The organism is Candidatus Enterococcus testudinis (assembly GCF_002140915.1).
GTDB lineage: Bacteria > Bacillota > Bacilli > Lactobacillales > Enterococcaceae > Enterococcus_D > Enterococcus_D testudinis.
In genome coordinates, this window is the sequence record NZ_NGKU01000001.1 from 3,146,778 (window position 1) to 3,171,396 (window position 24,619).

Consider the following 24,619-nt stretch of genomic DNA (forward strand, 5'->3'; position numbering starts at 1 on the left):
TGTGATATATATAACATTGTAACGGAAAATAACTATATGTCAACCGCTTCCTTTACGCTTTTTCACATAAGTTTACTTTCTTTTTTGATTTCCGTAAATTTTCACGAATTTCATTAAATCAACATTTTTTTCACTATAATAGTTAGACAAATGGAACTTTTCTCTATATAATAGGAGCGATTGTGTAATTATTATCATAGATTATTTTTTATTAAGGAGAGATTTGCAATGGCAAAGAAAAACATTGTCGTTGTCGGTGCGGGGTATGCAGGGGTTTCTGCAACAAAGTACATGGCAAAAAAGCTAAAAAAAGACAATGATGTTGAGATAACATTGATCGACCGTCACTCTTATCATACGATGATGACTGAACTGCATGAAGTCGCTGGGGGCCGCGTTGAACCAACTGCGATCCAGTACGACTTGCAACGCTTGTTCGCCCGTAAGAAAAATGTCCGCTTGGTTACCGATACCGTTACTGGCATCGATAAAGAAAATAAAACCGTCCAAACAAAATTAGGCAGCTATTCATTTGACTACCTTGTTTTAGGTATGGGTGGCGAACCAAATGACTTTGGTACCCCTGGTGTCAAAGAAAATGGCTTTACACTTTGGTCATTCGATGATGCGGTCCGCATTCGCGAACATATCGAAAAAACAGTGGCAAAAGCAGCCATCGAGCCTGATGCAGCATTGCGTCAAGCTATGTTGACATTCGTTGTCTGTGGTTCTGGCTTTACTGGGATCGAAATGATCGGCGAACTGATTGATTGGAAAGACCGTTTAGCCGAGGATTATAAATTAGATCCTAGCGAAATCAGTCTGAAAGTCGTTGAAGCAATGCCAACGATCTTGAACATGTTGGATCGTAACGATGCTGCGAAAGCTGAACGTTACTTGAAGAAAAACAATGTTGATTTGGTACTGAATGCGCCTATCGTTGAAGTCGCACCTGACCATATCAAACTAAAAGATGGTTCAACTGTTCCAACCCATACCTTAATCTGGACTGCCGGTGTCAAAGGTACCAGCGATGCTGCAGACTTTGGTTTGGAAACAGCTCGTGGATTCCGCTTGGTTGCCAATGAATATATGGAAGCCAAAGGCTATGAAGACAAAAATATGTATATCATCGGTGACTTGGTCTACTTTGAAGAATTCCCAAATACACCGACACCGCAAATCGTGCAAGCAGCTGAACAAACAGGTCACACAGCAGCAAGCAATATCGTTGCAGCCATCAAAGGCGGCGAAAAACATACATTCAAGGGAAACTACCAAGGATTTATGGTATCTATCGGCGCGAAATGGGGCGTGGCCAACTTATTCAACAAGATTCATTTAAGTGGTTTCTTAGCTATCATTATGAAACATATCGTCAACTTGAAATATTTCTTTGATATTCGTTCAGGTTACTACATGTTCCAATACTTGATGCACGAAATTTTCCGCATCAAAGACGACCGGACAGTGGCTCGCGGCCATACTTCTCGTTACGGGAATGTCTTGTGGAGTGTCCCTCTGCGTATTTTCTATGGCTTGGTTTGGTTCATTGAAGCCTTCACGAAAATCCTAGGCGATAATGGCGAAGTCTTTAAACCAGGCACTTGGTTTGGTGAAGGTTCTTGGTTCCAAGGAAACAGTGTTTTCCCTTGGACATGGGAATATCAGACTGTTGCGGATGCAGCAAGTGGTGCAAGTGAAGCCGCTGATGCTGCAAGTGCTGCGAGTGGTGCCGGCGAAGCTGCTGGTGAAGCTGCGCATTTCGGTTTAAGCTATGCTTACGGCGAACAACCAATGATCGTGATCGAAAAATCACCTGATTGGTTTACTAAAGTCATGCAATTTATGATGCCAAACAACGATGTTGCGATGTTCTTCCAAAAATTCATGGTCTTTGCTGAAATTGCTTTGGCTTTGGCTTTGATGGCTGGTTTGTTCACTTGGTTAGTCAATGCAACAACCATCATCTTGGTGATCACTTTCTGTATGTCCGGCATGTTCTACTGGGTCAACATCTGGTTCATTCCAGTTGCCTTTGCCCTAATGAACGGTTCAGGGCGCGCGGTTGGGTTAGACCGTTGGGTGATTCCATGGTTGCAACGAACTGTCGGTAAGTGGTGGTACGGTACACCGCGTTCATTATACGGCAAAAAATAATCCATTCCGGATCATTTCAATAGCACGAGAAAAGACTGAGGCAGCCTGATTTTCGATCAGTGTCTCAGTCTTTTTCAAAGCAACGGATCGTTGCCAAACTCCTGCACATAAATCGGTGGATAAACCTAGTAGAAGAATGGGTGATTGTGCTAGAATGAAACAGATCCCATGTCAGAACAGGAGTCTTATGATGACAAACTTAAAAACATTTATCCGCAATGCCCACTTGAAACCATGGGACGGTGTAATCATCCTCCTATTGATTCTTAGCTCGTTTTTGCCGATTTTAATTTTTGGGCAAACACAAACAGCAACCAAAGAAGCGGTGTTGCGGGTCGATGGCACGGAGATCACACGTTTTGATCTCGTTGAAGGACAACAAAGCTATACCTATCTTTATGAAGATGAAGATGGAGATTATAATTTACTTGAAATAGATGGTGACCGAATCCGGATCAAAGAAGCCAATTGCGGTGATCAAATCTGTGTCCGGCGCGGCTGGGCCAGCAAAAATGGTGAGACCATCGTTTGTCTGCCCCACAAAATGGTGATAGAAATCCAAGCTTCAGATGGGAGTGAAACCGACGATCTGATTTATTGATCGTTTGCTTATGAGTCGATTACAACGAATAATTTTCATTTCCCTCTTAGTGGCACAAGGTGTCGTGATTGGTTTAGTGGAAAACATGATTCCGTATCCTTTCGCATTTGCCCCTGGGGCCAAGCTGGGTTTGGCAAATCTGATCACGATCATTGCCTTATTCACGATGCCAAAAAAAGACAGTTTTTTGTTGATTTGGTTGCGGCTGATCCTTACGACGTTGCTCGGCGGAACTGTTTCCACTTTCCTTTATAGCATGAGCGGTTCTTTGCTCAGCTATTTCGGGATGCTGCTAGTAAAACAACTCGGACCTAAACGAGTCAGCATTATAGGGATCAGCGCTGCCGGCGGTTTTTTGCATAATGTGGGCCAATTGGTGACTGCCTCTTGGATTGCGCAATCATGGAGTGTGATGCTCTATCTGCCAGTCTTGTCTTTCTTTGGCATCTTATCCGGGATCGCCATCGGGATCGCCGCCAATTATTTATTACAACGGGTTGAAACACTTCGGCGATTTCAACTGGATTATGAGCGTCAGACAAAGGTCAAATGGCGCAGCACGGATTCAAAATAAAGGAGCGAATTATGAAACTTCATCCGATGTGGCAAGAATATCCAGCACTGCAAGCTGACTTGTCTGCCTCCTTGCAATTGATGGAAAAATCTCTAAAATTAAAAAATAAAGCTGTAGAAGACGCGATTTTGGCTATGATTCATTCTGGGGGCAAGTTATTACGTCCCGCCTACCAGCTCTTATTCTCTTCTTTTGGCAGTGACAAAGACCATGAAAAAGCAGTCGCGTTGGCGGCATCGATCGAGATGCTGCATACCGCCTCATTGATTCATGATGATATCGTCGATCACGCAGATACCCGCAGACGCTTACCCACGATTCGCGCGACTTTTGGTAATGACGTAGCGGTCTATGCAGGTGATTACTTATTCGTCTGCTGTTTCAAATTAATGGCGGATTATGCCAGCTCAATGAAAAGTCTGCAAATGAATTCCCGCAGTATGGAAAAAATATTGTCTGGTGAACTGGGCCAAATGAGCAAACGCTACGATGTTGATGTGACTGTTGCGGATTACTTAGAAAATATCAGCGGCAAAACAGCGGAATTATTTGCTTTGAGTTGTTTCATTGGTGCTTACGAAAGCGGCGCTTCATTACGTTTTGCCAATCAAGCCAAAGAAATCGGCCAATCGATCGGTCTGGCTTTTCAGATCATGGATGACATCCTTGATTATAGTCAAGCTGCCGACCATCTTGGTAAGCCAGTGTTAGAAGATGTCCGCCAAGGGGTCTATTCATTGCCTTTATTGATGACATTAAAAACGGACCGCGCGCGCTTACTGCCACTCTTAGCCAAGAAAGAAATGATGACTGATGCGGATACCCAAGCAGTCTATCAACTAGTGCAAAATGGCCAGGGACTGATCGAAGCGCAAACATTAGCCGCCAAGTATACGGACAACGCGCTGCAAGCCATCAAAAAGCTACCTGAAACCCAAGATCAGAGCAAAGCATACCTCTATCGCATCACAGAACAAATCTTAGGGCGAACAAATTAAAAAAAGTTGCTGAGGATCATCCTCAACAACTTTTTTTGTTTAGCGCATGGTCACAAATTCTTCTGAACCAGTCGGATGGATCGCGACTGTTTGATCGAAATCAGCTTTCGTTGCGCCCATTTTGATTGCGACTGCGAAGCCTTGCAGCATTTCGTCAACGCCGACACCAATGGCATGCAAGCCGATGATTTTTTCCTCTTTGCCTAGACAGATCAATTTCATTTCACACTTTTGACGATAGTCATTTAGGGCAAAGTACATAGGCGTAAAGCGTGATCGATAGACTTTGATTGCCTCTCCATGTGCCGCAATGGCTGCTTCTTCGGTCATACCAATCGTTGCAATCGGTGGATGAGTAAAGACGACCGTCGGTACGAGATCATAATCCAAATAGGCATTTGTTTGTCCATTGAACAACCGCTCAGACAAACGACGTCCAGCTGCGATGGCCACGGGGGTCAGATCTAATTTGCCAATCACGTCCCCGACAGCGTAAATATGATCAACGGTTGTCGTTTGGTACTTATCGACTACAACGAATCCTTTTTCATCTAGCGTGACATCGGTATTGTCAAGACCTAGCTGATCGGTATTCGGTACCCGTCCCCCAGCGAATAAAACACAATCCCCTGTCAATGTAGCGCCATTTTCAAAAGTCACCGTAAAGGTTTCTTCTTCTTTGCTGATTGAAGATGCAGTGTAACCCGCGTATGTCTCGATGCCTGCTTCTTGATACATCTCTACTAAGTTATCCGCCAACATATGGTCAAAAGTCCGCAATGGTCGTTCTTTACGATAGGCCCACGCCACTTGACTGCCTAGTTGTTGACTGACACCACTGATTTCCGCTGCGATATAGCCAGCGCCTAAGACGATCATCCGCTTAGGTGCTTGTTTCAACGCAAAGAATCCATTTGAATCAATCGCATATTCGCCACCCGGTATGCTCATTTTACTTGGCTTGCCTCCGGTGGCAATCAAGATATGTTTCCCGATATACGCGGTGCCATTCACTGTTACAGTATGGTTATCCACAAACTGTGCATAACCTCGAACCACTTCAATATGATTGCTGTCTAAGCCTTTTTGATAGGCTGTATGCAGAAAATCAATATATGATTCTCGTTTATCCACAAGTTCAGCGAAATCAAATGTTTCCACATGTGGATAAATACCGTAGCTTGGTGCATCCCGTTTGATCATCTCTAGCATTTCACTGGCTTGCCACATGACTTTTTTGGGTACACACCCGACATTGACACAGGTGCCTCCTAATTCATTACCTTCCACCAATAATACCTTGGCGCCATGCATACCGGCACGATTGGCAGACGCAATTCCCCCGCTGCCGCCGCCGATCACTATGTAATCATATGTTTCCAAATTTTATGTCCTCCTTCTTCTATGTATCACGTGTTGGTTTGCTATTTTTACTCAAGCAAAAAGGCCGAGAAATGCGCTCGACCTCATTTTTTCTTCCGAATCATATCTCCAACAGCTACTGGTTCTTTGACCGGCATCGTTAAGAGCATCATAGGGTTAGGTGCCCGATCGATAGCTTCACCGTCTTCATTATACATGACTTCCACGGTTTGGTGAAAGTGATGGAATCCGGGACCATAGAATTCGATCTCATCTCCTACGGAAAAGTGATTTCTTTGGCGAATCGTGGCTGTTTCAGTGATTGGGTCATATGCCATGACTTCACCGATAAATTTGTATTGCGGAATTTTGCGGCGGGCGCCGAACAATTGCTCGTTTTCACTTGGTGTATCGTAGTAAAAACCGGAAGCCAATTCTCGTTGCGCCACTTTCCAAAGCTCGTCAATCCACTCTTGCTTGCAGACATAATTATCGGGATCGGCCATATAACTGTCAACCGCTGCTTTATAGACATTGGCTACTGTTGATACATAATGGATCGATTTCATGCGGCCTTCGATTTTGAAACTATCGACGCCATTTTGGATCAAATCGGGAATGTGTTCGATCATTGACATATCTACTGCACTCATGGAATATTCTTCTTCCACAGCACCGTTTTTGGTCAAACTGTTGCGTTCTCCTGCAAAAGGCATATCGAATAAGTCGTATTTCCAACGGCAAGACTGTGAACAGCCGCCGCGATTGGCATCGCGCATCGACATATGATTAGATAAGGTGCAACGGCCTGAATATGATATACACATAGCACCATGGATGAAAGCTTCAATCTCAACACTGGTGTGTTTGCGGATCTCGGCAACTTCTGCCATAGAGACTTCCCGTGCCAAAACCACACGCTCTAGTCCTTCTTCACGCCAAAATTCAAGGGTTTCATAATTGGTGGCACTGGCTTGTGTCGACAAATGGATTGGCAAACCTGGTGCTTCTGCTGCACAGATGCTGATCAAAGCTGGATCTGATACGATAACAGCTGAAATACCGACATCCCGTAACTCCCGGAAAAATTCACCCGCGCCTTCTTGATTGCCTTCATGGGTCACCATATTTGCTGCCACATAGACCTTTGCATCGTGGGCTTTGGCAAAAGCAACACCTTCCGCCATGTCTTCATAAGTGAAGTTACCGGCACGGCTGCGCAGACCATAGGCATTCCCACCAATATAGACAGCATCTGCACCGTAATGGATCGCTGTTTTTAATTTTTCTAACGTACCAGCAGGTGCTAAGACTTCTGGTCGTTTCAATGCTTGTTTGACTGTCATTTCTGCTTGCTCCTTACTTGATATCATCTGGATCGATGAGATAAAATCCAGTATCCAACCCGCGATTTTCCGGATGCAGGGCTTGGACCTTGTCACTGAGTGCGATTGCATCTGCTGGAGACAATTGTTCTCCTTCGATGGCTGCTTTCGCTTGGGCAAATAAAGCCGCAATCTGGACAAAGGCTGTACCACGGGTGTATAGGCCATCCAATTTCCATGTATGATAACCGTGCGCTGTTAACTCAGGCAATTGCGCCATCAAATTAAGATCATTGTTGGCAAAAATATGCGTACCATGGCTGTCTTCATAGATAGAATAATGGGTCTCTTCTTTTTTGGGCTCAGAGAGGAACAACCCGCGATCATGGTCTTTGGCTTCTGTTTGTTGAGTATAGTTATAATAATTTTGCAGCAATGGACGTTTCGACTGATGGATGCACGTTGCACCATAAACCAGAACTTCCACTGGCAGATCCACTTGCGGTGCCAGAACTTTCATCTCGCCAAAAGGGACTTCACGGGCTAACACAGCGCCGATTGCACCTTTGCGGCCCCAAAAATTGATCTGGCGGGCACTGGTAACTAAAGTTTCCCCTGCATATATAAATGGCAATGCACAGTCGGGATTCTGTTGCATGCGATAAATGATACCTGGATCACCGATCGCAATCTGATCCACCTGTTGTGCGCGTAAAAAACGTAAATATTCAGGAATCAACGTCATTTTTTCTGGGTGCATTATGCCATTGACGGCAATCGTCACCTTTTTGCCAGCTTGATGCGCCATTTGAATCAGTGTGGCTTGTTCCTCACGGGTAAAGGATGCTGGTAAACGCAGTCCAAATGTTTCTTCTCCGAAAAATAAAGTATCGATATAGGGCATAAGTGCCGTCGCTTGTTCGATCGATTCGACCGTTGCAATAATCTCGACCATAGTGCGCCTCCTTTTTTCAACTCATTCATAGTATCACATACCTCCGTAGTTTCCAATAGTATGACCTAGTCTTTATTTCACGAAAAAAAGAAATATCTACCTTAACATACTTAATCATAAGGTTTTTACTGGTAAAAAATCTGTGAATATTCATTCAATTTAAGTGAGATTCCTTTGATACAAATCATACATAAGCAGCAAAAAAAAGACAGCAGGATTATCTGCTGCCTTTTTTTGATTATACTTGTTGTAAGACTTTGGCTTGGCCTTCTTTGACATTCAAGGTGATCGTTCCCTTAGAAGCACCAATAGTGACTTTGTCTCCTAAGTGAATTTGTCCTGAGAGCAACGCCTCGCTTAGGCGATCTTCCACTTCTTTTTGCAAGGCCCGTCGAATTGGACGTGCTCCATATTCTGGATCGAAGCCGGCTTTACCGATCACATCAATAGCTGATGGAGTGATTTTCAATTGAATATCTTGTGTCGCCAATCGTTTGATGATCGATTTGCTCATGATTTTGACGATTTCATGAATTTCCCCTTCGCCTAACGATTGGAAAACCACGGTTTCGTCGACCCGATTCAAGAACTCTGGGCGGAACGCTTTTTTCAACTCTTCAAGGATCCGTTTTTGCATCGCTTGATGGTCTTTTGTTAAGTCGGTGACATTGAAGCCGACGCTTTTTTCTTCCCGAATGGCTTGAGCCCCAATGTTTGAGGTCATGATCAAGATCGTGTTGCGGAAATCGACTTTTCGGCCTTTGGCATCCGTCAAATGACCGTCATCTAAGACTTGCAGCAAAATATTGAAGACATCAGGATGGGCTTTTTCTACTTCGTCTAACAGAATCACTGAATAAGGTTTAGAACGGATTTTCTCGGTCAATTGTCCACCTTCGTCGTAACCGACGTAGCCTGGCGGTGAACCAATCAAACGACTGGTACTGTATTTTTCCATAAACTCGGACATATCTACCCGTACTAGGGCATCTTCACTGCCAAACATCGCTTCAGCCAATGCTTTGGCTAGTTCTGTCTTACCGACACCAGTTGGTCCTAAGAACATAAAGGAACCGATGGGACGATTTGGATCTTTCAACCCGCTTCTCGCACGACGAATCGATCGGGCGACGGCTTTAACGGCTTCTTCTTGACCAACAAGACGTTGGTGCAAGATCTTTTCCAGATCCAATAAGCGTTCGCTTTCTTTTTTCTCCATTTGCTGCAGCGGCACACCGGTCCATTGTGAAACGACAGATGCGACGTCTTCAGCCGTCACGCTATCAGCGTATCCTGAGGCTTCTTTGACTTCCATGAAGGCCACTTCGGTCAGCTGTTGTGTCAGCTTTTTCTCTTTGATCCGCAAACGCGCGGCTGCTTCAAAGTCTTGTTGACGAATAGCGGCTTCTTTTTCTTCAATCAAATTGGCAATGTCATTTTGCAACTCTACCAGTTCTGAGCTTTCATCTGTACGGTCTAATCGGACTTTGGCTGCTGATTCATCCATCAAATCAATCGCTTTGTCAGGTAATTGGCGAGAATTGATATAACGTACGGATAATTGAACAGCAGCGTGCAACGCATCATCAGAAATCTCAACACCATGGTGTTCCTCGTAACGTGGACGTAAGCCCCGCAAAATTTCTTCTGCTTCTTCTGGCGTTGGTTCATCCACTTGCACCCGCGCGAAACGACGTTCTAATGCGGAATCTTTTTCGATATATTTTTGGTACTCATCTAATGTGGTTGCCCCGATGGTTTGCAATTCTCCACGGGCCAATGCTGGCTTCAAGATATTGGAGGCATCGATTGCGCCTTCTGCACCACCTGCACCGATCAATGTATGCAATTCATCAATAAATAGGATGATTTGACCATCTTGATAGATTTCATCAATGATTTTCTTCATCCGGTCTTCGAATTCGCCGCGGTATTTGGTGCCTGCGACCAATGCGCCCATGTCCAACATCATCAAGCGTTTGTTTTGCATATCTTCTGGTACTTCGCCGTTGATGATCTTTTGGGCTAACCCTTCAGCAATTGCCGTTTTACCGACACCAGGTTCTCCTACCAATACTGGATTGTTTTTGGTGCGGCGGCTTAATATTTGAATCAAGCGTTTGACTTCTTTTGCACGACCGACAACCGGATCTAACCGTTTGTCACGGGCCAATTTGGTCAAATCCCGCGCCAATGAATCTAGGGTTGGTGTCCCTTGTACTTGTGCTTTGCCTTGTGCTGGACGGCGCCGACCAGCGGAACCACTCTTGGCTTCATTGAAACCCATTTTTTTCTTTAAGAGTTGGCGCATCTTGGCCAAACTCAAGCCAAGATTCAGCATGATGCGAGAAGCCAAAATATCTTCATCTCTTAAAAGACCGAGGAGCAAATGCTCCGTACCGATTTGTGGTGCGCCAAGGCGTTTGGCTTCATCGCCAGCATATGCAAAGGTCTGTTTTGCTCTTGGAGAATAGGCCAAATAGGCATTTTCTGGATAGTGGCGTACAGTACCGTAACCGGTCAAATGTTCAATTTCTTCCCGGATATCATTTTCCGCGATATTCATTTCCCGCAAGGTTTTGCCGGCGATGCCATTTTGTTCAATGACTAAGGCAAGCAAGATGTGTTCTGAACCAACGGCTTGGTGCTTAAAGTATTTCGCTTCTTCTTGCGCAATCGCCAAAACGGCTTTCGCGCGTTGGGTGAATAGTTCATCCATCTCTTTCACTTCCTGTCTTCGTAACTTAATCGTTCTAGTATTGCATGGAGCAAATCTGCTCGTGTTCTATTTTCATAAGGAGAACGTCCTAGAACTGCTTTCGCGATTACAGTCAATAATAAATTGCCTTCTCGCTTGGACAGGATTCCTTCCTCATACAGCTTTTGAATAATCGCATACGCATCTTTTTCCGAAATCGTTTCATCAAATAATTGATTGATTTCTTTTAGATAATGATGACTATCTGTGATTTTGACTTTTTCTATCCGAATGTATCCGCCCCCGCCTCGCTTGCTTTCAACGGTATAACCCCGCTGCACGGTAAAACGGGTATTGATGACATAATTTATTTGTGAGGGCACACAATTGAAAAGGTTGGCCATTTCTGCACGGCGAATTTCGATGATCTCGCTGTCTTCAAGGATTTTTTTCAAATAGGCCTCAATCAAATCGGAAGTGTTATGATGACTCAATTCATTTCCCTCCCTTGACTAATTCTGACCTTCATTATACCCAAATTTCAGTCACTTGCAAAGACGTACGCCTTTTAGAAGACGTTTACTAAAGGAATCTTTAAAGTCAAACAACAGATTGGCTGCTTTTGGGTCTGTTCAACCGAAAAAAATCGATCGACGCCACGGATGATGATCCGAAGCTGTCGATCGACATATGATACACCTCACTCGATATACGCGTTACTCATCATCCGATTCAGTTGAACTGGTTGAGGGTTCCGTTGTTGAGTCAGAATTGGTTGAGGTACTGCTGCTTGATTCTTCTGGTTCTGGTCCTTTTGATATAGTGACTGTCACGGTTGATCCAACAGTGACCGATGTCCCTGCTCCGGGGGAAACTTTTGTTACTTGACCGGCAGGAGTATCACTGTAATCAGAAGCTTCTTCAATCTCGTACGATAAGCCAGCTTCATTCAAGTCCGCTTCAGCATCCGCTTGGTTCTTGCCGACGATCCTTGGTACATTGACCATTTCTTGTCCACTGCTGATCGTCAAAGTAATCGTTGTTCTAGAAGCAATAACTTCACCCCCTGATGCAGGGGCTTGTGCGATCACAGTTCCTGAAGGCTGATCACTGGAAGCATAAACAATCGAAATTTGGCTCGAAGCAACACCTTTGGAGGTTAAGTCCGCTTTGGCCGCGGCTTCAGTCATGCCATAATAATTGTCCATCTCAAAAGAAGCAGGTCCGCTGCTGACCACAAATGTGACTGTATCATCTTTCGGTGAAACCTCTTCATCTTCTGCCGGAGATTGACTGATAATATCGCCTTCCGCTACTTCTTCGTCAGATTTGGTTTCCGATTTGATTTGATCTTCAGAGAACCCTTTATCGATTAATTCTGCTTTGACATCTTCAAAGGTTTGACCGGTATAGTCTTTGAAAGCAATCTTCTGAGTCCCCGTACTGATATAAATGGTGACCGTCGCATTTCTTTTGACCTCATTGCCAGCTGGCGGATCGGTTTTGATGACTTGACCAATATCAATCTCGTCGTCAGCAATTTCTTCCACTTCATCCGCCACTTGCAATCCAGCATCCGTCAAAGTTGCACGGGCAGTCGTTTCAGTCTCTCCACGCACATCTGGGATCTCGACATCGCCTCGACCGCCGCCGAATAGAAAATATCCGCCGATTGCTAACATGGCTGCCACGACCAAGATTGGGAAGATCAACCACCATTTGCGTTTTTTCTTCTTCGGTTTCTCTTTGGTTTCTAGCTCAGGCTCTTCCACTGGTTCTGTTTCGACTGGTGCTGTGATTGCCGCTTCTTCGATCGGTGTGATCACCCGTGTTTCATCCATTAATGCATGAGGTGTCCATTTAGGCTCATTCAAGCGGTCTGGCGACAAGACGGTGGCCAAATCTTCATGCATCTCGTCTGCCGTCTTGTAGCGATCCGCTGGTTCTTTGGCAGTCGCTTTCAATACGACATTTTCAATTGATTGCGGGACATTCTTGTCATAAATTCGGATCGAAGGCATCTCATCTTGGAAATGTTTCAGCGCAATCGTTACAGCCGATTCACCATCGAAAGGTACTTTACCTGTCAACATTTCATATAAAATGATCCCGATCGCGTAAATATCCGATTGATTGGTCGCCATACTGCCTCGGGCTTGTTCTGGTGACAGATAATGCACCGAACCTAGCATGGAGTTGGTTTGTGTGATAGAGGTTTCCGACAATGCGATCGCAATCCCAAAATCGGTGATCTTCACCACGCCATCTTCGTTGATCAAAATATTTTGCGGTTTCAAGTCTCTATGAATGATGCGGTGCTGATGGGCCAAAGCGACTGCCGATAGAACTTGCTGAACGATATCGACCACTTGCAAGTAAGGTACTGGATAATGGGTTTGGATGTATCGTTTCAAATCCATGCCTTTGACATATTCCATCACCAAAAATTGCATCCCATCTTCTTCACCTACATCGTAGACAGTGACAATATTAGGGTGCACCAATTCAGTAGCTGCCAATGCTTCCCGTTGAAAACGGCGAATCGCACTTTGGTCATTTTGAAAGTCAAAGCGCAAGACTTTGATCGCAACTTCGCGGTCTAAAATCAAATCATGCGCCAAAAAGACATTGGCCATACCACCACTACCGATGTTGCCGATGATCTTATAACGGCCATTGATTTTCTTGCCAATTTCTATCATAGGCCCTCTCCTCCGACTTTGATCAGCAGCACGGTGATATTGTCTACGCCGCCTCTAGCGTTGGCTTGATCGATCAACTGTTGGACAGCAGATTCTAAGGCGGGTGTTTGTTCGATCGTCTCGGCGATTTCTTGGTCGGAAACCATGTTGGTCAAGCCATCGGAACAAAGCAATAAATAGTCCTGCGCCCCGAAGAAGTGGATTGCCACATCGACTTCCACTTCACTAGGCATCCCGACAGAACGGGTCAAGACGTTTTTTCTTGGATGATTCAAAGCCATTTCGGCTGTGATCTGACCCGATTTAACCAACTCATTGACCAACGAATGGTCTTCGGTGATTTGGGTCAACGTCTGATTACGCAGCAAATACGCACGACTGTCCCCGACGTTGGCGATGGTAAATTGGTCACCAAAAAGGGCGACGGCAATGATCGTGGTTCCCATCCCGCTGAGTTCTTCTTGGGTTTGGCCCTTTTGATAGATTGCCTGGCTTTCTTGCTGGATCTTTTGGATGAGCCATTGGGCAGTTTTTTCACTATCGGTCAACGTCGTTTGTTCCCAAGCTGTACCGATCTCACTGACCGCTTGTCGACTGGCTACATCGCCGGCGCGATGGCCGCCCATGCCATCAGCCAGTAATGCCAATGTGATATTGGCTTTGTTGACATAGGTTGCTGCAAAGTCTTGGTTCGTGTTGCGCCGTTTACCGACATCTGATTGAAAACGTATCTCCAATTTCTTTCACCTCGTTACTTTTTGCGCAGACAACTGATAAAAAAGCCATCTGTCATAAAATCTTGCGGATAGATCGTCAATAAGCCTTCTTTGATTGATGACGCAACCAATGGGTCCACATTGATTTCGTGTAACTCAAATTCAGGGTGGTCAGCCAAAAAGCCAGCCACGACTTGTTGGTTTTCTTCTGCAAGAATCGTGCATGTGCTGTACACCATTATACCCGATTTTTTCAGCGTTGGGGCAACACTTTCCAAAATTGCCCGTTGAATGACCGGCAAGCGCGCGAAATCAGCAGCTGTCTTATTGTACTTGATATCCGGCTTGCGGCGCATCAATCCTAAGCCAGAGCAAGGGGCATCAACCAAAATCCGATCAAAGGATTCCGCTGGAAATGTGTCAGCAACTTTGCGGGCATCTAAGACCATTGCTTCGACGCGTGCAGCAAGATCCAAACGATCCGCATTTTGCTGGATCAGTTTGACTTTGTGTTCATGGATATCCAATGCTGTCACTTGGCCGCCTGCTTCTTCGGACAAGAAAGAAGCGATATGCGTTGTCTTGCCTCCAGGAGCAGCACAAGCATCCAAAACTTTATGTTCAGGGGCAATCTGCAAAGCAGGTGCCACCAGCATTGAACTTTCATCTTGAATGGTCAGTAAGCCTGCTTTATACAAGGACGAACCGGCCAAGAAGCCTTTGTCCGCGACAATCCCATAAGGCGAGATCTCACTTGGTCGGGCATCGATGCCTTCTTCTTGTAATTGTGCGATGGCTTCTTTCTGAGAGATGCGGGTCAAATCAATGCGCCCGCTGGCATGGTTGGGTTCAAATAATGAATAGCCCAACTCTCGTGTCTCATCGATACCGATTTGATCGACCAATTGTTCTGTAAGCCATTTGGGCATACTGATTTCTGTTGCCAAGCGTTTCAGTGGTTTTTTGAGCACCTTGACCGCTGGTACTCCTTTTCTTTGAACATTACGCAAAACACCATTGACGAATTTGCCTGTGCCCGGATTGCCTTTGGCTTTGGCGATATCTACAGCTTCATGGATAATGGCGTGATCAGGTACTTTATCTAAATACAATAATTGATACAAGGACAACCGCAGCAAAGATTTGACCCATGTTTCTACTTTTTTGGCATCCTTGATGAAATGTTCCAAGTAAAAATCAAGCAGGATCTGCCGGCTGACTGTACCATAGACCAATTCTGTCAACAGACGGCCATCTTTGCTGTTCAAACGCCCCTGATTGATCAATTCACGCAACAAAAGATTGGAATAAGCGCCGCCCTTTTCGATCCGCAACAAAGCATCCAATGCAACATAACGGACCGTATATTGAATATCTCCTACATCACGCTTCATACGTACCTACCTTCTCGCCAACTTGCACCTGTTGTCCACTACCATTCAAAAAGGCAGCGATGTCTTGTTGTCCTTTGCCTGCAGGCTGCAAAGAGTCGATGGCTAAAACGCTCCCTGATCCGCATGCGATTTTCAATGATTTTTTGCCGCGTTCAATAATCGTTCCTGGCGCAGCAGTTGTGGTTTCAGCCACAGGGGATACTGACCAAATCTTCCACCGCTGCTCTTGATACATCGTAAAGGCGATGGGCCATGGACGCATCCCTCTGACCTGGGCATCGATTTGTTGGGCTGTTTTGTTCCAGTCAATGGCTTCTTGTTCACGACTGATATTTGGTGAATAAGTGACGTATGCTTCATCTTGTGGCGTGGGTGTTAATTCTTTCGACAAGATTTTTGGCAATGTTTGGAGCAGCAAGTCTTTGCCTAGTGCACTTAATTTATCGAACATCGTGCCGACATCATCTTGCGGGGTGATTGGCAAACGTTCTTGCGCAAAAATCCCACCTGCATCCATCTTCTTGATCATCTCCATGATCGTCACGCCAGTTTCTTGGTCGCCTTCCATAATGGCATAGTGGACGGGTGCGCCGCCACGGTATTTAGGCAATAGCGACGCATGAACATTCAACGCACCATACTTCGGTACAGCTAATAAAGCGCTTGGCAGAAATTGACCAAAGGCAGCTGTGATCAATAAATCTGGCGCCAATGCTTTGATTTGATCCATTTCAGGCGAGCCGCTGATTTTTTCTGGTTGTAAAACAAGCAAGCCGTGTTTTTGGGCTGCTGCTTTGACAGGTGTTGGTGTAATGATTTTTTTGCGGCCGACGGGTCGATCAGGTTGCGTGACAACTGCAGCGATTTCATAGCCTGCATCTAACAGGCCTTCAAGAATGGGTACAGAAAAAGCCGGTGTACCCATAAAGACGATTTTAGTCATGGTCGTGTTCCTCCATATATTTTTCTAGGTCTTCTTCTGGAATACGTTCAATCAGTTTATCGGTAAACAATACACCGTTCAAGTGATCGATTTCATGCTGCATGGCACGGGCCAAATAGCCGAATGCTTCGACTTCCATTTCTTCCCCTTCACGGTCATAGTAGCGGACAGTGATCTCATCGGCACGCTTCACCGTTCCAAAGGTATGGGGAATACTTAGGCAACCTTCAACATCTAACGTTTCTCCTTTGGCTGTGACGATTTCTGGATTGATCAATTCAAACCGATCCTCTTCATCCACTTCAACGATAGCCACTTGCAGATTTTTGCCCACTTGGGGGGCAGCAATACCGATGCCATCGTGGGCAATCATGGTTTCATAAAGATCATCTAGCAGTTGGACCAGTTCGTCTGTGATCACGGATACTGGTTTGGCTTTGCGACGAAGACGTTCGTCGGGATGTAAAATAATTGGATAGCGCATAATTTCTCCTCTAAATAAAATTCAACGGCTCTTGGTCAATCGAAACATACAGCCCTTTGCGCTGATCGATTTGACTTTGATCCAACAGACGGGTCAACATTGCTGGTAATTGCGGTTCCTGTTTATATTTAATGATCAGCTGATAGTAATAGCGATTTTTGATTCGTAAAATCGCACTTGGTGCCGGCCCCAATAAGACACTTTCTGGTGACAGCTCTTGTTTGAGGTCGCGGGCGATAGCAAACATTTTTTGCGCAGCTACCTGTTCTTCCGGGTGGCTGCAGGTGATTTTAACGGTATAAAAGTAGGGTGGATACCCGCTTTGATGGCGGACCCACATTTCTTTTTGATAAAAGTCTTCGTAATCTTGGGTCTGAGCCAATTGGATCGCATAATGTTCTGGATTGAAGGTTTGGATCACCACTTCACCAGTTTTTTCTGCGCGACCGGCGCGACCGCTGACTTGGGTCAGCAGTTGGAACGTCCGCTCGCTTGAACGAAAGTCCGGCAAGTTTAGGGCGGTATCCGCATTCAACACACCGACCAAGGTGATATCAGGAAAGTCCAGCCCTTTGGCGATCATTTGTGTACCCAGCAAAATATCCGCTTTCTTTTCACCAAATGCCGTCAAGATTTTCTCATGGGCGCCTTTTTTGCGGGTCGTATCGACATCCATTCTCAGTACCCGTGCTTCCGGAAACAATTCCTTCAGCTCTTCTTCGACTTTTTGCGTACCTGTACCGTAATAGCGAATCTTGTCTGCTTGGCAATTGGGGCAACGATGAGGAATATGCTCCTCGTGGCCACAATAATGGCAGCGCATCGTTTTGGTATCCATATGCAAGGTCAAAGAAATATCGCAGTTCGGGCAAGGTAAGACGTATCCGCAATCGCGACACATCACAAAAGAAGAATAGCCTCGACGATTCAACAGCAAGACGATTTGTTCTTGACGCGCCAAACGATCAACGATTTTTTCTTGCAGCAATCGTGAAAAGGTTTGGTATTGCTTTTGGGCAAATTCGGTCCGCATGTCGACAACTTCAATAGTCGGCAGTTGCGCATTGGCTTTGGCCCGTTGGTTCAATCGCAACAGCTGATAGACGTTTTTTTGCGCGCGAGCCCGTGACTCCAATGAAGGCGTTGCACTACCCAACACCACAGGACAGTGGTGGTACGCCCCACGCCAAATCGCTAGATCTCGGGCATGGTAGCGAGGTGCTTCTTCTTGTTTGTACGTTGCCTCATGCTCTTCATCAACGATGATCAAACCAATGTTTTTTAATGGGGCAAAAATAGCTGAACGAGCGCCAACCACGACTTGTGCTTCTCCCCGTTCGATTTTACGCCACTCGTCATATTTCTCTCCTTGCGACAGACCACTATGCAAGACGGCTACCGCATCGCCTAATCGGCTTTTGAAACGTTCCACCATCTGAGGTGTCAAGGCGATTTCCGGAACCAGCATGATGGCTGTTTTCCCTTGCTGCAGCAATTGAGCAATCGTTTGGAGATAGACTTCGGTTTTGCCGCTGCCAGTGATTCCTTCCAGCAAAAAGGTCTGGGGCTGCTGGTTTTGAACCGCTGTTGAAATGGCGGTCACGGCGGCCACTTGGTCCGTATTTAATGCAAGTGGGGTGGTTTTTTGAAAGTCATGATCCTTGAAGGGATCTCGATAGGCTTCCACTTCTGTCAAGGTCAACCAACCTTCTGCTTCCCCTTGATTCAAGACAGCGGTCGAAATACCATTTTCGGTAAAAAAGGAAACCGGCAGATAGGCTTCCTTTGACAAAATCTGTAAGAGGGCTGCTTTGCGGGTTGATCCCTTGCGCAACTGATCAATGGCCTCAGGGATCGTTGCTGGATCGATTTGCCGCTGTACATAGCGGATCATTTTGGCCTTGTTCTTATTTTTGACTAAGTATTGTACTTCCACTACTGCAGCTGCCCGCAATGGTTTTAATTGCGGCAGCAGACCTGCTTCCTCCGCCTCTTGCCAGCTGAGAGTGCCGCTTTCTGGAAAATAGCTGCGGATCTGATGGGTTTTATCTAATAAGACGATTTGCTTTTGATATTCGGCCTTCATGACACTTGGCAGCATCGTTTGCAGGCAAGTGATTTTGAAGGCGAATGTGGTTTGCTTCATGTGGTCCGCAAGTTGGAGCAACTCGTCATTGACAACAGGAGAGAGATCCAATAAACGGGTAATGGGTTTCAATGGCTGGTCAACATTAGATACGTCGGATAGTCCGACGACGAATCCTTGGATATGTCGATCGCCTTGGCCAAAAGGAACCTCCACCCGCATCCCGGTTTCGATGACAGCTTGTAATTCAGTGGGTATTTCATATGTAAAAGGTTGATCGGTCTGCATCGTGGGTACATCCACGATAACTTCTGCTATGTGCGTCATCTCTGCTCCTCCTTTAGGCTCTATTTTACTAAATAGCGGTCTATTTGTCTGTATCCCTTACAAAAATTTAACGATCAGCAAAACAAATAAAAAGCCGGAACACAGGCGTGCTCCAGCTGTTTTGTTTAAAGCTTTTGTTCGTCACGAATGCGCGCTTCTAATTCTTTTTGTTCTTGATCTTTTTGCGCTTTGCGTTCTTCTTGTTCCATCTTCAAACGGGCACGTTTGATTTCAGGATGCGGATCATTCACGACCATTTCTGCTTCGATTTCTTCTAATGCTTGGCCAACGCTTTTGACTGAGTCAAAAGATTCTAATGTTGCTTGGGCACCGGCATCTAGCTCATGGGCACGTTTGCTGGCTAAGATCACCAATGAATATTTTGAATTGACACGATCCAACAATGAATCGATTGAAGGTTTTAACATCATTATTCTTACAGCTCCTCTAACATTTTGATATAGGTGCCGATCACTCGGTCGACGCGAAAATGTTCACTGGAAATAATTTCGCGGATCCGGTCGACTGCCTTAGGGACTTCATCATTCACAACAGCATAATCATACAATGCCATCATTTCGATTTCTTCGCGGGCGACCCGCATGCGTTCATCGATCACTTCGGCAGAGTCGGTACCTCTTCCTGTAATACGAGAGCGTAATTCTGCCAGATCAGGCGGGGTCAAGAAAATAAAGACCCCATCGGGTACTTTGTCTTTGACTTGTTTTGCCCCTTGTACTTCTATCTCCAAGAAAACATCTTTTCCTTGGTCTAAGGTCTGTCTGACGTAAGACAATGGTGTGCCATAATAATTGCCGACATATTCAGCATATTCCAACATTTCGCCGGCCTCGATCAAGGCTTCAAACTCCTCGCGGCTGCGGAAATAATAATCAACACCTTCGACTTCTCCTGGGCGTTGTTGGCGCGTCGTCATTGACACCGAATATTGAAAATCGTTATCATCACGCTCAAAAATCGCCTTTCTAACGGTGCCTTTGCCTACTCCAGAAGGCCCTGATAAAACTATAAGTAATCCTCGCTCTGACATAATGACGTCCTTTCACTGACATTTGCTTAACGTCTATTTTGCACTTTTTTTCAGCAACTTTCAAGAACTACTTTATTATAATGGGAATTTTATGAAATAGCTAGTCCCTAGTCTGCAGGATTCTCATCAAAAGCCCATATTGCTCAATGTATTGATGACGCCAGCCAACTCATCTTTGGCTGTAATAGCTTTTTCAGTTGGATCTGCCACTTCTTGACAATCGATACGTACGATATAGCGTCGATTCAGTGAAACAGCATCGCCATTCACGAGAATATGCAAAAAATCTGCTTCGATAGCTGCACACGCATCTTGCCAAGCGTCGAAATTTGGTTTGTCCGAAGGGATACTCCGTTTGATAATGCTTTTGCCGCTTAATTCATGGAAAGTGATATCGTAATATGTCATGGTTGTTTCCTCCTATTCAATATTTTGCACTTGTTCTCTGATTTTCTCGATAATTGTCTTCATTTGGACCACCTGATTCTTGATGGTGATGGCACCTGATTTTGAGCCGATAGTATTGACCTCACGATTCATTTCTTGGATCAAAAAATCCAACTCCCGACCCACCGGTGTTTCAGTGGCCAATAATTTCGACATTGTGTTCAAATGGATACCCAAACGATCGATTTCTTCATGGATATCCCCTCGTTCCAATAACAAAGCCATTTCTGTCAGCAAACGCTCTTGATCAACGGTCTCTCCAAGATAGGCGGTTAGCTTTTTCTCAAAGCGGGCTTGATAATCGGCTTCATAGATGGCCACAAATGCTGCCAACTCTGTCAGTTTATCTTGCAGTTGTTGCTGGTTCTCTTGTAAGACATGCAAGATACCGGCCCCTTCCACTTGGCGACTGCTTTCAATAGCCGATAACGCATCCGTCAATGCAGCCAGGACACCCGTTGCCAGTTGACTCTCCTCTGGTTCGATTTCCGTTACTGATAAAAAAGCCTCATGGGTCAAAAATTGTTCTAATACCTTTTCTTTAGGGAAATTTGTGAGACCAAAACGCTGCTGTGCTTCTGTTTCAACTTCAGCCATCACCGCAGACAACAGATCCCATTGAATACTGATCTGTTTTTGCTGCGTCACTGCTTCTTTGATCGTCACATACAGTTCGATCCGTCCCCGTTGCAAGGTCTGCTTGATTTGCTGCCGAATAATGCCTTCGATGGTATTCAACTGTTTGGGCATGCGTAACTGTAAGTCAAAAAAGCGCTGATTGACACTTTTGATCTCTACTTCGATTTGGCCGGCCGCTGTTTCTGCGCTGCCTTTACCGAAACCCGTCATACTTTTCATCTTGTCACATCCTCTCTTGATTGTATCTTTTCTAGTCAATCGCTGTTTTAGATAGCCGCTATTACATAGCCGACAATGTTTTTTTCAATCCTTCAAATTCCTCATTGGACAATGTGATGCCTTTGCCCATCTTTTCATGATCCGGCGCCCAATCCCGCAAGTCAAACTTCGGTGGGCGTCCACTCCAACTGACCAAGTTCAATTCTTTGCGCCAGCCTTTCGGGTTTTCTGAAAGAACGGCAATTTCTTCTACGATTTCATACGAAAATTTATCCATCTGTTTCTCCTTCCAAAAGATAATAACTATACGCAGCAAGTGTCGCCAACAAAGGATAGCGTCGGCGTATTTGCTGTAATGCTGGTGTCGATAAGGTCTGTGTCCGATAAAAAAACAAGAACCGATTTTGCTCTGATAAAAGATAGAAGCGGTCTTTATAAAAGGTCAGCCATTCACTGATCGACCATGCGTCAGATTCGTTCATGACTTCTTGGGCAATTGTTTTGCCAATCCCTTGAACCATCGTTGTCTGTTCGTAAATGACCGTGGGAGACAAATGCAGGATCTTGGCGGTACATTCCAACAAGATCCGCCCCCAAGCATCTACCGGAATCGACCCTCGATAAAATTTACGCAATTTTTTTAAGAATGCTGTTTTTTTGATTTCCTCATAGAGGTACTCGTGGTTTTGCTTGAGCCAGTGCAAATACTGTCGCCATGGTTTTTGAAACGGCGCATCCTTCTCAAAGGTATACCAATAGCCTTGATATTTGCCAAACGTTTTCAACGTTTCTAAATAGCCCAAGGTCATGTTGTCTAGAGAGCGTTGGGCATCAAAGATCAAGAAACTGCCCATGGTCCACGGGGAGCCGAGGGCGATTTGGGCAATGTCTTCTGAAACCGCTATTTTCTTGTTGATCCCAGGGCCTTGGACATCTACCGTGATACACTCTGTGGCTCCTTGTGCAATCGCTACATCGATAGGCAGATTATTGCGGTAGCCGCCATCGATATAATAGGTGCCATTGATTTGCTGGGCTTGCATCGCAGGATAAAACGACGCAGAAGCCAGCAACCATTGCAGGTTTTCAGCAGCATCTGCTGGATCAAAGGCATGCACTGTCTCTTTGAAATCAGGCAGTCGCGTAGTACAAATCAGCAACTGTCTTGCAGTCTGATCAAATTTCTCTTGGTCAAAGGTTGCTGCTAATAAAGCGGCCAATGGTTCTGTACTGGCGCCATTGGTCTTTAATGCAGTCGTCACTAGGGAATGGGTCTGATTCATCATCTCCCGCAACGTTTGCGCCTTGGCCTCTGCCAATGGGTATTGCAGGACTTGCCCGCTCGAGATATTGGCCCATAAATGGACGGCTGCTTCCACATCATCCATCAAAATCAATGCACCGTTCAAAGCGCCGACCGATGTACCGGTGATCCAGTTAAAACGGATGCCGCGTTCTTGCAGCGCCTGCCAAACCCCAATTTGATAGGCACCATGGGCGCCACCGCCACCTAACACCAGCGCTGTATTATAAACCAATGTTTTTTGAAAGCCGTCTGTGACTTTTTGATAGCTTTGTTTGGCAAAGAAATCTGACAAAACTGGATTGTCGGGTATTTGCCAGCATACCTTTGCGACAAACCGACTACGGGCGAAGCTTTCGATCACGCCGATATATTTTTGCCAAGAAAACTGTGTATTCCTCTCATGCAGTAACGCGTAAATGATCAATTGGTCTTCTTCAAAGCAGCAACTGAGGTATAAACGGCCCTGTCGCGTACTGATTTGCCAACCTTGCGCTTCTAAATGTTCTTGAAAATAAGTCCTTCCTGCAGAATGGCTGTCAAAGAAAGAAAAGGTCAGCTGACTTTCTTGGAATGCCTTGCGCTGCGGCACGAAATCGACGGTCGTTATTTTTTTGACTTTCACCAAAGACCTCCTTAGAAAACAAAAGAATAGTCGAATGACACGGCTGTTGACCTACCACTCGCTATCCTTCTCGTTAAAATGTCCGTTGTGCCATATTAAAGGCAGCCAACATCTCTGCTGTCGCATCCTCGACCGGGGTCACATCCTGCAAGTCCCCTTGTACGACCCGCCTTGTGATCCCCCCCATTTCGCCGCAAGTGATCAATGTGATCATCTTACGTCCCTCTACTTCATCTAAAAGATAGACATCTGTAGGATCGACGCGGATAGAAGACGTCGCGGTGTAGGTGTAGATATTTTCTAAATCAGTGATATAGATCGTTGCACCGATCTCGACATCATCTAAAGGGGTGAACAATAGCTCCGGCGACTGTGCCCGATGACTGGCCAATGCATAATTGCCTTCACCCATTTGTTGGGTAGGACTCAATGTTCCAGCGCCATATAACAAGGCTTCATTGGATAATCCTTTGAAAATCGGCAAATTGATCTCCACACTAGGGATCGCTACCCCGCCGATCACTGGTAGCACTTTGTTGCTGAGTTGGGCTCTAAGCACTGCTTCAGAACTGGCAGGTTCCACCGCATCGAAATCAAATGTCGTATCGGCCTCCATGTTTTTTTCCACATCGGCGCGACTGATTTCACTGACCGCGTAAGCATCGCCAGTCTGCTTGATAAAGAAATTTTTGATTTGATTATTGAATACCAGCGCAAGTCCAACCAAAAGCAATAACAGCAAAAACAGATTGCTCAGCCAACGCCTGATTCTCTTCTTTTTTTTCATCTCGTTCGTCTCCAATTTTTATCTCCTTTTATCATACCAAAAAGCTCATGATAGCGCCAATTTTGCTCGTCTATTTTAGCAAAAGAAAAGAATTGTGCCGCCACCAAAATCTTTGGAACTTAAAAATTGTTTTTTCTGTTATTTTGTAATATAACTTTAAACGAAAAGATACAAGCATTTTTCAGCGCTTTGTTGTAGAATGAACTTATTACATAGGAGGGAT

At 45.3% G+C, this 24,619-nt stretch carries 22 protein-coding genes; 4 read left to right on the forward strand and 18 right to left on the reverse strand.

The window, feature by feature from the left end; all coding sequences use genetic code 11:
- Positions 1 to 228: 228 nt before the first annotated feature.
- The 4 genes from A5886_RS15305 to A5886_RS15320 all read left to right on the forward strand — a co-directional run bounded on the left by A5886_RS15305 (position 229) and on the right by A5886_RS15320 (position 4,333).
- Positions 229 to 2,160, forward strand: a complete 1,932-nt coding sequence (locus A5886_RS15305; protein ID WP_086275900.1) for an NAD(P)/FAD-dependent oxidoreductase — start codon at positions 229 to 231, stop codon at positions 2,158 to 2,160.
- Positions 2,161 to 2,350: 190 nt separating this feature from the next.
- Entirely contained in the window at positions 2,351 to 2,761 is a 411-nt protein-coding gene (locus A5886_RS15310; RefSeq protein WP_086275901.1) for a NusG domain II-containing protein, read from the forward strand.
- Between the two features lie 10 nt (positions 2,762 to 2,771).
- The gene (locus tag A5886_RS15315; RefSeq protein WP_086275902.1) at positions 2,772 to 3,335 is read left to right on the forward strand and encodes a Gx transporter family protein; all 564 of its coding nucleotides are present in this window, start codon (positions 2,772 to 2,774) and stop codon (positions 3,333 to 3,335) included.
- 11 nt (positions 3,336 to 3,346) lie between these two features.
- Positions 3,347 to 4,333 (forward strand): polyprenyl synthetase family protein, encoded by a 987-nt coding sequence (locus A5886_RS15320; protein WP_179190063.1) that lies wholly within the window; start codon positions 3,347 to 3,349, stop codon positions 4,331 to 4,333.
- A 39-nt stretch (positions 4,334 to 4,372) separates the two neighbouring features.
- Here the strand turns inward: A5886_RS15320 and gor are convergent, their stop codons facing one another.
- From gor to A5886_RS15410, 18 genes are all read right to left on the reverse strand, one after another.
- Entirely contained in the window at positions 4,373 to 5,716 is a 1,344-nt protein-coding gene (gene gor, locus A5886_RS15325) for a glutathione-disulfide reductase (RefSeq protein WP_086275904.1), read from the reverse strand.
- Positions 5,717 to 5,799: 83 nt separating this feature from the next.
- Entirely contained in the window at positions 5,800 to 7,041 is a 1,242-nt protein-coding gene (locus A5886_RS15330) for a peptidase U32 family protein (protein WP_086275905.1), read from the reverse strand.
- A gap of 13 nt (positions 7,042 to 7,054) precedes the next feature.
- Complete coding sequence (locus A5886_RS15335) at positions 7,055 to 7,975, reverse strand: peptidase U32 family protein (RefSeq protein ID WP_086275906.1); 921 nt, start codon at positions 7,973 to 7,975, stop codon at positions 7,055 to 7,057.
- A 238-nt stretch (positions 7,976 to 8,213) separates the two neighbouring features.
- The gene (locus A5886_RS15340; RefSeq protein WP_086275907.1) at positions 8,214 to 10,694 is read right to left on the reverse strand and encodes an ATP-dependent Clp protease ATP-binding subunit; all 2,481 of its coding nucleotides are present in this window, start codon (positions 10,692 to 10,694) and stop codon (positions 8,214 to 8,216) included.
- 5 nt (positions 10,695 to 10,699) lie between these two features.
- Positions 10,700 to 11,167 (reverse strand): CtsR family transcriptional regulator, encoded by a 468-nt coding sequence (locus tag A5886_RS15345; protein ID WP_054114856.1) that lies wholly within the window; start codon positions 11,165 to 11,167, stop codon positions 10,700 to 10,702.
- 222 nt (positions 11,168 to 11,389) lie between these two features.
- The gene (pknB, locus tag A5886_RS15350; protein WP_086275908.1) at positions 11,390 to 13,375 is read right to left on the reverse strand and encodes a Stk1 family PASTA domain-containing Ser/Thr kinase; all 1,986 of its coding nucleotides are present in this window, start codon (positions 13,373 to 13,375) and stop codon (positions 11,390 to 11,392) included.
- Positions 13,372 to 14,112 carry a Stp1/IreP family PP2C-type Ser/Thr phosphatase gene (locus A5886_RS15355; RefSeq protein WP_086275909.1) on the reverse strand — a complete coding sequence of 247 codons (741 nt, stop codon included), beginning with the start codon at positions 14,110 to 14,112 and terminating at the stop codon, positions 13,372 to 13,374. The genes pknB and A5886_RS15355 overlap by 4 nt, the downstream gene beginning before the upstream one ends.
- A 14-nt stretch (positions 14,113 to 14,126) precedes the next feature.
- Positions 14,127 to 15,485 (reverse strand): 16S rRNA (cytosine(967)-C(5))-methyltransferase RsmB, encoded by a 1,359-nt coding sequence (gene rsmB, locus A5886_RS15360; protein ID WP_086275910.1) that lies wholly within the window; start codon positions 15,483 to 15,485, stop codon positions 14,127 to 14,129.
- Entirely contained in the window at positions 15,475 to 16,428 is a 954-nt protein-coding gene (fmt, locus tag A5886_RS15365) for a methionyl-tRNA formyltransferase (protein WP_086275911.1), read from the reverse strand. Before fmt ends, rsmB begins: the two co-directional genes overlap by 11 nt.
- Positions 16,421 to 16,912 carry a peptide deformylase gene (def, locus tag A5886_RS15370; protein ID WP_086275912.1) on the reverse strand — a complete coding sequence of 164 codons (492 nt, stop codon included), beginning with the start codon at positions 16,910 to 16,912 and terminating at the stop codon, positions 16,421 to 16,423. The genes fmt and def overlap by 8 nt, the downstream gene beginning before the upstream one ends.
- Positions 16,913 to 16,922: 10 nt before the next feature.
- Positions 16,923 to 19,325, reverse strand: coding sequence for a primosomal protein N' (gene priA, locus A5886_RS15375; protein ID WP_086275913.1), 2,403 nt, complete (start codon positions 19,323 to 19,325; stop codon positions 16,923 to 16,925).
- A gap of 125 nt (positions 19,326 to 19,450) precedes the next feature.
- Complete coding sequence (gene rpoZ / locus A5886_RS15380) at positions 19,451 to 19,756, reverse strand: DNA-directed RNA polymerase subunit omega (RefSeq protein ID WP_086275914.1); 306 nt, start codon at positions 19,754 to 19,756, stop codon at positions 19,451 to 19,453.
- A gap of 5 nt (positions 19,757 to 19,761) precedes the next feature.
- Complete coding sequence (gmk, locus tag A5886_RS15385) at positions 19,762 to 20,376, reverse strand: guanylate kinase (RefSeq protein ID WP_086275915.1); 615 nt, start codon at positions 20,374 to 20,376, stop codon at positions 19,762 to 19,764.
- Positions 20,377 to 20,502: 126 nt separating this feature from the next.
- Positions 20,503 to 20,784, reverse strand: a complete 282-nt coding sequence (locus A5886_RS15390; protein ID WP_086275916.1) for a hypothetical protein — start codon at positions 20,782 to 20,784, stop codon at positions 20,503 to 20,505.
- 12 nt (positions 20,785 to 20,796) lie between these two features.
- Complete coding sequence (locus tag A5886_RS15395; RefSeq protein WP_086275917.1) at positions 20,797 to 21,681, reverse strand: YicC/YloC family endoribonuclease; 885 nt, start codon at positions 21,679 to 21,681, stop codon at positions 20,797 to 20,799.
- Positions 21,682 to 21,742: 61 nt separating this feature from the next.
- Entirely contained in the window at positions 21,743 to 21,958 is a 216-nt protein-coding gene (locus tag A5886_RS15400) for a YdbC family protein (protein WP_086275918.1), read from the reverse strand.
- Complete coding sequence (locus A5886_RS15405; protein ID WP_086275919.1) at positions 21,951 to 23,609, reverse strand: patatin-like phospholipase family protein; 1,659 nt, start codon at positions 23,607 to 23,609, stop codon at positions 21,951 to 21,953. The genes A5886_RS15400 and A5886_RS15405 overlap by 8 nt, the downstream gene beginning before the upstream one ends.
- A gap of 73 nt (positions 23,610 to 23,682) precedes the next feature.
- Positions 23,683 to 24,396: a class A sortase gene (locus A5886_RS15410; RefSeq protein WP_086275920.1), complete on the reverse strand. Its 714-nt coding sequence runs from the start codon at positions 24,394 to 24,396 to the stop codon at positions 23,683 to 23,685.
- Positions 24,397 to 24,619: the final 223 nt, after the last annotated feature.

What these genes read in the sequence shown, in the direction of transcription:
- A5886_RS15305 (WP_086275900.1), top strand. Translation starts at nt 229, where the DNA reads ATGGCAAAGAAAAACATTGTCGTTGTCGGTGCGGGGTATGCAGGGGTT.
- A5886_RS15330 (WP_086275905.1), bottom strand. Translation starts at nt 7,041, where the DNA reads ATGACAGTCAAACAAGCATTGAAACGACCAGAAGTCTTAGCACCTGCT.
- A5886_RS15400 (WP_086275918.1), bottom strand. Translation starts at nt 21,958, where the DNA reads ATGGATAAATTTTCGTATGAAATCGTAGAAGAAATTGCCGTTCTTTCA.
- A5886_RS15315 (WP_086275902.1), top strand. Translation starts at nt 2,772, where the DNA reads ATGAGTCGATTACAACGAATAATTTTCATTTCCCTCTTAGTGGCACAA.
- A5886_RS15395 (WP_086275917.1), bottom strand. Translation starts at nt 21,681, where the DNA reads ATGAAAAGTATGACGGGTTTCGGTAAAGGCAGCGCAGAAACAGCGGCC.
- priA (WP_086275913.1), bottom strand. Translation starts at nt 19,325, where the DNA reads ATGACGCACATAGCAGAAGTTATCGTGGATGTACCCACGATGCAGACC.
- A5886_RS15335 (WP_086275906.1), bottom strand. Translation starts at nt 7,975, where the DNA reads ATGGTCGAGATTATTGCAACGGTCGAATCGATCGAACAAGCGACGGCA.
- gmk (WP_086275915.1), bottom strand. Translation starts at nt 20,376, where the DNA reads ATGTCAGAGCGAGGATTACTTATAGTTTTATCAGGGCCTTCTGGAGTA.
- rpoZ (WP_086275914.1), bottom strand. Translation starts at nt 19,756, where the DNA reads ATGATGTTAAAACCTTCAATCGATTCATTGTTGGATCGTGTCAATTCA.
- A5886_RS15320 (WP_179190063.1), top strand. Translation starts at nt 3,347, where the DNA reads ATGAAACTTCATCCGATGTGGCAAGAATATCCAGCACTGCAAGCTGAC.
- def (WP_086275912.1), bottom strand. Translation starts at nt 16,912, where the DNA reads ATGCGCTATCCAATTATTTTACATCCCGACGAACGTCTTCGTCGCAAA.
- A5886_RS15410 (WP_086275920.1), bottom strand. Translation starts at nt 24,396, where the DNA reads ATGAAAAAAAAGAAGAGAATCAGGCGTTGGCTGAGCAATCTGTTTTTG.
- A5886_RS15310 (WP_086275901.1), top strand. Translation starts at nt 2,351, where the DNA reads ATGACAAACTTAAAAACATTTATCCGCAATGCCCACTTGAAACCATGG.
- fmt (WP_086275911.1), bottom strand. Translation starts at nt 16,428, where the DNA reads ATGACTAAAATCGTCTTTATGGGTACACCGGCTTTTTCTGTACCCATT.
- pknB (WP_086275908.1), bottom strand. Translation starts at nt 13,375, where the DNA reads ATGATAGAAATTGGCAAGAAAATCAATGGCCGTTATAAGATCATCGGC.
- A5886_RS15340 (WP_086275907.1), bottom strand. Translation starts at nt 10,694, where the DNA reads ATGGATGAACTATTCACCCAACGCGCGAAAGCCGTTTTGGCGATTGCG.
- rsmB (WP_086275910.1), bottom strand. Translation starts at nt 15,485, where the DNA reads ATGAAGCGTGATGTAGGAGATATTCAATATACGGTCCGTTATGTTGCA.
- A5886_RS15390 (WP_086275916.1), bottom strand. Translation starts at nt 20,784, where the DNA reads ATGACATATTACGATATCACTTTCCATGAATTAAGCGGCAAAAGCATT.